This is a genomic window from Candidatus Poribacteria bacterium (genome assembly GCA_026706025.1).
Lineage (GTDB): Bacteria > Poribacteria > WGA-4E > WGA-4E > WGA-3G > WGA-3G.
Window position 1 is genome coordinate 94,436 of record JAPOZO010000007.1, and the last position, 10,025, is coordinate 104,460.

The following is a 10,025-nucleotide window of genomic DNA, read 5'->3' on the forward strand; positions in this document are numbered from 1 at the left end:
TCAATGCCCTGTGCTTTGATAGCGCAACACACCCCATCGCCAAAACAGCATCGTAACACCAAGAAAAAGGAACCCCGCGTAAGGTGCTAATTGCACACCGAGCAGCGGGACTCCAGAAGAGGCGACTTTTTCCAATAGAAAAAGGGACGGAAAATAGTTGACACATGCCAGTGGAATAATAAAAGTAAAGAAATGTCGAAACCACCACCGATAAATCGAAAACGGGTAACTTCCCATGAAAACGCCGCCATTTGTGAAAATATTAATGATCTCTATGGATTGGACAGTCCAAAAACAACTGGTCGCACCAATGACGAAAAGTCCGATAAAAAAGCAGGTACCGCTTACCAACGAAACCAACAGAAATCCAACCTTGCCGACTGACCAAGAGATATCTAACTGCGAGTTGGCAATCAGCAGCACGGCTAAGGCTTGTGCGATCCTACCGAGCCGCCGGAGTAGAAATTCATGCGCAAAGACTTGGTAAAAGGTCCCAAGCGGACGGACAAGCATTGTATCAAATTCGCCGCGCACAACGTTTCTCTGAAAGACATCAAAGCCTCTTCCCATCATTTCAGCAACAGCAAAGCAGATACCAATCATGCCATAGAGAAACCCGACTTCCCACAGACTCCATCCCGCTAACTCTTTGAAACGGTTGAAGAGCAGCGCGATCATGAAAAAATCGATGACAGAGATACTCGCTTGCGCAAAGAGGTCCAGGACAAATGAAAGCCGATACGCCATCTGTGAACGGATACGGAGCGTAACAAAATGAAGATAAAGCGAAAGGTGGTGCATTGTTTGGAGTATCTACTAACCGCCCTGTATGACGAGCCGAGAGAATCCACGTTTTAAAAGAAGCCTACCTAACCCAAGAAAAAAAACGACCCATATCATCTGTTTGCCTATAGCAATCCAGATATCCATACCTGTAATCTTACCCAAATAGATACTAAACGGGATATCAATTAGACCGCCAAACGGCAGCCATGCTGCGATGTGTGCCAACCATTCTGGCCATAACGCAATCGGAACCAACATCCCCGAAAATAAGGTGATTATGGAATAAGAGAGTCCAGAAAACCCTGTTGTATCCAGCGTCCAGAACGCGGAACTAAAAATTGCTATCGTGATAGCAGCACTCATGAAAGTCGCAAGTGTTATTGAAACTGCAAACGCCATTACCGTAATCGGCTGCGTCGGGATCGCAACCGCGAAAAAGATGATGCTGATAAGGAAGGTCGGGAGTCCACGCATAAATAAATAGTAGCAGGCTCTACCACATTCATCGGAGAACCAATATGCCTGGAAGTCTACCGGTTTGGTTAATTGGAGGGCGACACTACCGTCTTTAATCGCGCTCGTCACTTCAGAACGCGCCCCCCAAAACGGCATGAGCATGAAAAAAACTTGGCAGAGGACAAAATAGGTAATAATTTCGTTCAGATTGAGAGGTAAAGGACCGGTACGCGCTGCGTAGAAGGCGGTATAGACAAAAATATGTACCAGCAAAAAAAAGAAATTGGTGGTCAAACCCGCAAGGTTAGCGACCCGATATTGCATCCGCTTTTGGAATGACTTCGCCACAAACGCCTGATAGACATGAAAGGTCAGATAAAGGGTTCTCATCCCTTCGCGGTGTTGAGGTCAGTGATGGACACAGACCGCCCCTTCTCTGAGGATTCGTAAATACCGTCAAGCATCTGCATCAGCATGATACCCTGTTCCGCTGAAGAGATAGGGGTCTTATCTTCCACTATGCACTCCACGAAGTGTTTTACCTCTTCGTCAAATCCGTTAATTGAAGGCGCGTCAAGCGGTTTATCCACTTCTTTGCCATCTTTTTCCGTGTAGAGGGTGAATGGATTGAGCGTCGCGCCTGCTTTCGTTCCAGCGATTTTAATGTAATTATCGCCCGGCAGGTTCAGTGCCCACGTTGTTTCGAGGATAATAATCGCGCCGTTTTCAAACAGGATTTGCGCGAATGTCCCATCGTCAACATCGTATTTAACATCATCTGGCACAAGATGCCCAAAGTGGGCATACGACCTACCCATAACTTCAACCGGTCTCGGAGCGTTCATTAACCACCAGATACAATCTAACGCATGGACCCCGATATCGATGAGCGCACCGCCACCGGAACGTTCCCTATCGACAAACCAACCTTCTTTACCAATCGGAATACCGCGCCGTCGGACATAAGCGGCTTTACCGAAATAAACATCACCGAGTTCGCCTGCTTTCACAAGACGCTTCAGCCGCTGGGAACTACCATCAAACCGCTGGACGAGCGCGTACATTAAAGTCTTACCGTTTTCGGCAGCGGCATCCGCCATAGCCTTTGCTTCCAGTGCGCTCCGAGCGGGCGGTTTCTCACATAGCACATGCTTGCCAGCCTTCAACGTATCAATAGTGATCGGCGCGTGAAGGAAATTCGGTAAACACACACTTACAGCATCAATATCTTTGTTCTCCAACATCTCTAAGTGATTGGTGTAGGTATTCGGGATTTTATGTTCCGTTGCGACTTTTTCGACTTGCGTCTCGTCTAAGTCACAGACAGCAATAACCTCTGAACGCGGATCGGCGGTATAACCTTTGAGATGCTGCATCCCGGGCCAACCGAGACCAACGACAGCCGCGCGGACTTTCGTTGTTTGATTTGACATCGTATGTATTCCTTTACTTTTTCGTGTGGATTCCTATTTGTAGTTTCATGCGGGATTTCAAGATGCAACCGAGAATCCACTAAATTGACACTTATGGTGAACTTTGTCCAAGCACAAGCAAATCCAACAAAAAGACAACTCGTAGTAAGTCAACGTCGAACCCACGTTATTTCAGATATTCGTCAAACCAGTTTAGGACCCGCTCCCAATAATCGGCAAGTTTTTCGTTTGACCAAGAGCCAAGAAAATGGTCTGACTCCTTGTATTTCAACAACACAACCTCTTTTCCAAGACGCGCGAGTCCGTTGAACATTTCCTGAGCCTGTTCAAAGGGAATGAAATCTTTATCTCCGTGAATAAGCAGCAAAGGGGTCTGAACTTGATCCAGATGGAAGACTGGTGAACCATTGATATAACGTTGCGGAAATTCCCACAGGGTCCCGCCCATCCCTCCCCTTCCAGTCTCGTACCAACCGGGACCAATTCCTGTATTAACAAGGTACTCACTGATTAAGTTACTCATAGACGCAAAAGCGACCGCCGCTTTAAATCGCGTTGTTTGTGTGATAAGGACATTCACGGCATATCCACCGTGACTATGACCGACGACTCCTAACCGTTCTGCATCTACCATTTTAGTCGAAATAGCTGCGTCAACACCTGGAAGAATAACATCTGAAAACTGGTTGTATGGCTCGATGTTCTGTATGGGGAAGTCAGGGAATAAAAGCGCATAGCCTCGCGAAGCAAACATACCCGGATGGTTACTCCCCAAGCCCTTGCCGAGAGCAAAGGTGTTATTGATTTCTGTCGAAGGCGTTATTCCTGGATAGACACTTACAATCATCGGTGCAGGATTTTTCTCAGATGCCTCAGAGGGTAGCACGAGGATTCCTTTAACCGTTTCTCCATCTTCAAGTGTCCACTCAATAAATTCGCTCCTGCCAAAATCAATAGTTTGTACCTGTGGATTAATGTCTGTAATTTGCCGCGGAGATTCAAAATTAGCATCACTCATCCAGATATTTGGTGGTTCTTGATTACTTTCAACAACATAAATAAATTCTCCGGTTTTCTCTGCCACATCTTTATAAAAGCGACCTGTATGAGTGGTCCGGTGCTTGTCCTCTGATCGCAAAAGTGTAGTTGTGTTATTTGTGAGGTTGAAACGATAAAAACTGTGACATTTCCGTTCCGCGTCATAAACTTTTATTGTGATAGCGTTGTCAATCGTCCAAGAGGCATACCCCTCGCTTTGGTAGAATACATCGTGAACGAAAAACTCAAAATTTTCCGTCAAGTTTTGTATTTTACCACTGTTTACGGGCACTTTCCATATTTCCCCTTCCGCAAGACAGAGGAGTGCTTCGTTTTCTCCCATCCAGAGAGGCGGTTGATAATCTCGTCCAAGATTTATATTAAAACTTTCTGTGAGATTACGAACTATATTAGTTTCTATGTCAACAATAAAAGCATCTCCTGATGCCATATCTCCTGCTGTTGTCCATGCCACGCACCTTGAATCCGAGGACCAACTGACAGTAATACCAGCATCTTGAAGTCGAATTTTTCTTACAAGCGGTTCAATGTCCGCAGATGAAACATTACTTAACTCCGCTGACAGAGGTAAAACATAAAGATCATATATTAGTTGTAGAGATGTTGGTGTTTCATATCCCAGACAAACCATGACAGCCACTTGCTCACCATTAGGAGCAATATCAATACTTGAAGTCTCATACCCCTTCATCAACGAGAGTGTTTTACCGGTCTTGGTATCAAGAATAATCAAGTTTACGCTACGTTCTATATCTCTTGTTTCATGTCGCTCTCCTTGAAGTTGCCCATTTTCCGACTCATAGACTTCAACAAAAGAGGTTTCTTGTGAAACTTTAGGTAAAACTTGGGGTTTGTCTTGCATAGATTCATCGAAGATTGGAACATCTGCTGAAGAAATGGATCTGACAAGAATGAAACGTCCATCTGGTGTCCATTTAGGCACTTCAAAGCCAAAGAAGGTACGAACAGTTGTCGATGTAAACTCCTGTATTTCTTCAGTCTCACGATTCCAGATGAATAGGTGAGGTTTACCCCTCTGGTCTGAGAAAAATGCAAGACGCGCTCCATCAGGGGACCACCTTGGTGCCCAACTTGATCCCCAGTTCGGGGTTAGGTTACGATGTTCACCTGTCCGCGTGTTTGTTACCCAAACCGTAGCCTGCACCATTTCAAACGCCACACCCGTTTGAGAATATGCTGAGTCTCCGACGCCACCTTCATACGCTTCACGGTTCCGCGTGTTGTAAGCAATCCAATTTCCATCAGAGGAAATATCAATAGGAACTCTCACAGCAAATGTGTTAAATTTAAGCAAATTTTCAAGTGTTAAAGAATTCACTTCTTCTCCCTTAACAGGATCATTTATGGTGAATTATAGAATTAACTCTCACTGCGAGGCAATTTCAATAGAAGCGAAAACCTCCACCGCCGCTGGCGAGGTTTCTAACCTTGCTTCTTTAGAAGGTCTAAGTAATTGTAAAAACTACCATATTTTTTAAATTGATGCCTATGGTGTACTTTGCCCACGCGCCTGTTAATGGGGTATTGTTAATAGTGAAATCTATTACAATTACGCAAGGTGCCATCTTTGTAGCATAATCTTCCAGATTGTGCTTGCGGAGCGCAAACTAAAAGTTTTGCGGCGTACTTGAAGAAACACCCAAGCAAAAACCCCAGATGCGACGTGCATCACGCTACTAAATCCTGCGGAGAATCAATCACTTTCAATGAAAATGGTCTCCACACGCCTAAAATCTTATGAGTAGCAACTTGGGTTACAATTAGGTACAAATCTATTCATGGCGTAAAGCCTCTGTCGGCGTAAGACCCGCGGCTTTGTTTGCTGGGTAGAGTCCGAAAAATACCCCGATGAACGCAGAGACACCAAACGCAATCAGCGCGGCTTCTACAGAGACAATAGCAGGCCAGCTCGCCTGCATGAGTTTTGAAATAATCAAACCGGAAACAGAAGCGAGGCTGCTTCCGATAAAAATACCGATGAGACCACCACAAACGCTTAAAACAATCGCTTCAATCAGGAATTGGGTCAAGATGTCACGCCGTCTCGCACCTATTGCTTTACGTAAACCGATTTCGCGAGTCCGTTCCGTCACAGAGACCAACATGATATTCATGATACCGATACCACCAACGAAGAGCGCGACACTCGCGACACCGCCAAGGAGTATCTGGACAATCCGGCTGACATTCCCTACCTGTTTTATAATCTGCTTCGCAGTGAAAAATTCAAAATATTTTTCATCGCCGTGTTGTTGCCGCATGGCGACCTTGATTTCAGCAACCGCTTGCTCGACTTTTTCATAACTCTCGGCTTGGCAAAACAGGTGTATCCAACCTTTATATCCCCCGATAAAACGGGTACCCATTGTCGTGAGCGGGATAATCACCCGATTATCCCAACCCTCACTCGCCATACTGTTGCCCTTTTCCTCCATCACACCTATCACAGTGAAACGCTCTGAACCTATTCTGAGTTCAAGCCCAATCGGGTTCCGCATCTGAAATAGGTCTTTATGGACTTCAGACCCGATCACACACACAGGGTCCCTTCGCTCGATGTCGCTCTCCGTGATGAACCTACCTATTTGAATGAACCAGTTATTCGCTTCTTGGTAAAACGGGGTCGTGCCGTGGATTTGAAGCGACTGATTAACGTGTTTGTGAGACACACGGCGGTTCGTCCCTGATTGTGCCGTAGCCAGCTTAAGAGATGGGCAATTTTCAACGATAAAGGCAAGGTCTTCGTATTCAATGTATTCCGGATGTTTATTTTCGATATACGAACCGTCCTCTCGCCGAATTGCATCTTTCCGAAAGCAGACGATCATACCCGCACCACCGATACGTTCTAACTCAGCGAGCATGAGGTGTTCGGCACCACCGCCAACCGAAACAACCGCAACAACAGCGGCGATACCAATGATAATACCGAGCGTTGTTAGCACCGAGCGTAACTTGTTACGCCGTAAGGCTGCCAAACCGACGCTAACACCTTGTGTAATTTGCATAGGTTTTTTAATAGTTGTCAGTTATCAGAGGGAATAGTTATCAGTTATTGGTTATCAGTTTTCAGTTAAGAGGGTTCTTGTGACAGTTGAGGTTACTATTCAAGTAACAGCAAACCGCTTTAACTGACGACTGATGACTGAAAACTACGCTTCTGACAACTGGTGACTGGTAACTGGTAACTAATAACTATTCCGGTTTCATGGATTCGCCGTGCAACAAGAATGCACGGATGTCATAACGTCCAGGACGTTCGATCGGTAAATCACCGTTCTCAATCATCAGATCGAGTGGGTTAGCATGCGTCCGCAACGGCAATTGAACGACTTCGTGCATGCGTGCCGATTCATAGATTGCCATGATAATCTCAACAGCAGCGCGTCCGTGTTTCGCTTCCCCGCGGTGTTCGGGACCGCCTTCAATCCACTCAATGAGTTCAGTGGCTTGGGCAACGTGCTGGTTCGTGCCATCAGAGGGACGTTCTTCCCAGTCTGTCGCTTTATTGTTCAGAAGACGGACACGTCCTTCCGTTACGTCCGCGATACCGTCTGTACCGTAGACAATGCCACCTTGGTAATTCGGCCTACCGATTTCTTGTAAAAGCATGCCGATGCAGCCGTTCTCAAAGCCGACGACACCAGCACTCCGGTCCTCAATCTGAATATCGCGTTCATAACGCTCGGTTTTACGTTCAACGTTGCCAATCACCCACGTCGGCGCAGGATCACTAAGGACATAGCGCATCATATCAAACAGGTGTGAACAGTCATTCAATAAACCCTGGCCGCCGTGACAGACAATCTGTCTCGGTTCACCGATCGCGCCGTCAGCGATGAGGTTTCGGGCATCTGTCCATGCGGAGTTGAATCGGCGTTGGTGTCCGATGACGACTTTCACATCCGTCCGTCTGGCAGCGATCAACATTTCATCGCACTCACCCAGACTCACACCCATCGGTTTTTCACAAAGCACTGCCTTTGGGCTTCGGGCACACGCCGCTATTGTCATCGGCGCATGGAGTTTATGCCACGTCGCAACACTCACAATGTCAAGGTTCTCGTTATCCAACATCTCGCGCGCATCCAAATAACAGTTTTCCCCAGGGACATCGTAGGTGTCCGAGAACTTATCAAGTGCCGCTTGAACCGGATCGGCGAGCGCGACAATCTCCGTCTGTTCAACGCCCTGATAACCGCGGGCGTGGGCATTGGCAATGCCACCACATCCAATAATTCCAACGCGATATTTAGAGGTTCCCATATTCGCACTTCCTATTTTCTAAAAAAATTAAATTTTTTGTTGCCTTTTCACAGAAATTACGTATTACAAGACACGTTGTCATATTTTATAAAATTATCAAAGATGAGGAAAGTATAGATGAGTTTCCTTATAGCACTCGCCGTCCTTTGGATTAACGTGCTTGTCAGATTCTCCAGACACTCCTAAATCCAGTCAGCGTTTCAAGATTAAGTGGCATAAAAGGCTACAATGCTTAGTTCCATAGTAGCCTTTTGCCTATAATTTGTCTTGTGAATGGTGATAGTTATCCTACTGGCTAATTACTGCCTGTCTCTTCACCGAAATGCGACGCAACAATGACTAAATCCTGAATATTAACCGTGCCGTCACCGTTCAAATCGCCTTTCAGATCTTCTCCAGACTCACCAAATTGACCAGCAACAAGCACTAAATCCTGAATATTAACAACGCCATCATCGTTAACATCCCAAGGTGTCAGCATCTTTACAGTCGTTGTCGTTGTGACTTCGGCAGTCATCGTGCTATCCGTTCCAGAGGTTCCCGTCACACTGATAGTATACTCACCCGGTGTTGTAAATAGATCCCCAGCGACCATCAATGTCACTTCTGCGGATGCACCCGCCTCAAGTTTGATCGAACTTTCGCTGAGCGTACCGAGCACACTGCCTTCAATACCGACCTCTGCTGAGGCTTCAAGCGATACCGTATCCATCATATTACCAGTATTCGTAACTTTAAGGGTATAACTCACGCCTTCAACCGCATCCGTTGTGGAGAGGGCATCATCGCCGACGACTTCTAATGACACGCCTGCTATTACTGGTATCTCTATAGTCGTTGTGGTCGTAGCTTCAGCAGTCATCGTGCTATCGGTGCCAGAGGTCGCCGTCACAGTGATAGCATAATCACCCGGTGTTGTAAATAGATCCCCTTTAACCCTGAATGTCACTTCTTTAGATGCTCCGGCTTCAAGTTCGATTGAGCGTTCGCTGTCGCTGATACCGCCAAGCACGCTGCCTTCAATACCGACCTCTGCTGAGGCTTCAAGTGTTATTGTATCCATCATATTGCCGGTATTTGTGACTTTAAGCGTGTAACTCACACCGTCAACCGCATCCGTTGTCGAAAGCGCATCATCTCCAACGACTTCCAATGAGACACCCGCAACTACCGGTATCGGCGGCGTTGATTCTTCTTGTGCTGTGTAAATATAATCGTCTATTGGGTTGAAGTTTCCATTGGAAGCATTCCCGGCAGCGTAGAAGGTAATGGGACCTAGGTCCGCATCAGGGGCAGTCCACTGGAATTCCCAACTGTGTGCATCGTTTGTGCCTTGAGCAGTGCCAATAGAAGTATGTTTAATATACTGTTTACTATTTGCTTCTGATAGCTGCGTATTCCCTGCATCGTCAGCTTCAAATGAACCAGCACGTGCACCGTCAGCATCCAGCGCAGTCATCTCAAATCCCCAACGACTCTGTCCAGTACGCGATAGATTGACAACAATCGTATATACCTCATTCGGTATGTATGTTTCGGGGACCGTTAACATCAGTTCTCCCCCTGAGACATTGAGGTCATTGCCAGCGTGGCATCCTGCTTGAGCACAGGTGTTTTCATTCGGGGCATCTGTCTTCTCGTCCGGTGGACCGGAAGAGAAAGCAAATACATTTCCGCTGCTTGCAGTGAAAAGTAGTACAAGCACTCCCCAAACAGGTAAAATATTTTTTAGATTCATCAAAAAAGCTTCTCCTCTGTTTATACGATAAAAAACGCCCCAACACCGACTGCTAATCGGCGTTGATTCGCGGTTAGCTCAACCGGCAGGTCGGGGCGTTTTATTTTTTTTATAGTTATCAGTTATCGGTTATCAGTTTTCAGTTAAGAGGATTCTTGTAACTGACCACTGACGACTCCTCTTCTGACAACTGACAGCCATTTACTTCAGAATAACCATCCGTCGCGTCGCAGCAAAGTCTGCAGTCTGGAGTGTGTAGAAGTAGA

7 protein-coding genes are annotated in these 10,025 nt (G+C 46.3%); all 7 read right to left on the bottom strand.

What is annotated here, in order from left to right; all coding sequences use genetic code 11:
* The 7 genes from OXH00_01720 to OXH00_01750 all read right to left on the bottom strand — a co-directional run bounded on the left by OXH00_01720 (position 1) and on the right by OXH00_01750 (position 9,759).
* On the bottom strand, positions 1 to 801 hold the full coding sequence (locus OXH00_01720) for an ABC-2 family transporter protein (GenBank protein MCY3739718.1): 801 nt from the start codon (positions 799 to 801) through the stop codon (positions 1 to 3).
* 15 nt (positions 802 to 816) lie between these two features.
* The gene (locus OXH00_01725; GenBank protein MCY3739719.1) at positions 817 to 1,632 is read right to left on the bottom strand and encodes an ABC-2 family transporter protein; all 816 of its coding nucleotides are present in this window, start codon (positions 1,630 to 1,632) and stop codon (positions 817 to 819) included.
* Complete coding sequence (locus tag OXH00_01730; GenBank protein MCY3739720.1) at positions 1,629 to 2,675, bottom strand: Gfo/Idh/MocA family oxidoreductase; 1,047 nt, start codon at positions 2,673 to 2,675, stop codon at positions 1,629 to 1,631. Before OXH00_01730 ends, OXH00_01725 begins: the two co-directional genes overlap by 4 nt.
* 166 nt (positions 2,676 to 2,841) lie before the next feature.
* Positions 2,842 to 5,073: a prolyl oligopeptidase family serine peptidase gene (locus tag OXH00_01735; GenBank protein ID MCY3739721.1), complete on the bottom strand. Its 2,232-nt coding sequence runs from the start codon at positions 5,071 to 5,073 to the stop codon at positions 2,842 to 2,844.
* A 454-nt stretch (positions 5,074 to 5,527) separates the two neighbouring features.
* Positions 5,528 to 6,763, bottom strand: a complete 1,236-nt coding sequence (locus OXH00_01740) for an ABC transporter permease (protein MCY3739722.1) — start codon at positions 6,761 to 6,763, stop codon at positions 5,528 to 5,530.
* Positions 6,764 to 6,950: 187 nt separating this feature from the next.
* Positions 6,951 to 8,021 carry a Gfo/Idh/MocA family oxidoreductase gene (locus OXH00_01745; GenBank protein MCY3739723.1) on the bottom strand — a complete coding sequence of 357 codons (1,071 nt, stop codon included), beginning with the start codon at positions 8,019 to 8,021 and terminating at the stop codon, positions 6,951 to 6,953.
* A 295-nt stretch (positions 8,022 to 8,316) separates the two neighbouring features.
* Entirely contained in the window at positions 8,317 to 9,759 is a 1,443-nt protein-coding gene (locus tag OXH00_01750) for a hypothetical protein (GenBank protein ID MCY3739724.1), read from the bottom strand.
* Positions 9,760 to 10,025 lie beyond the last annotated feature (266 nt).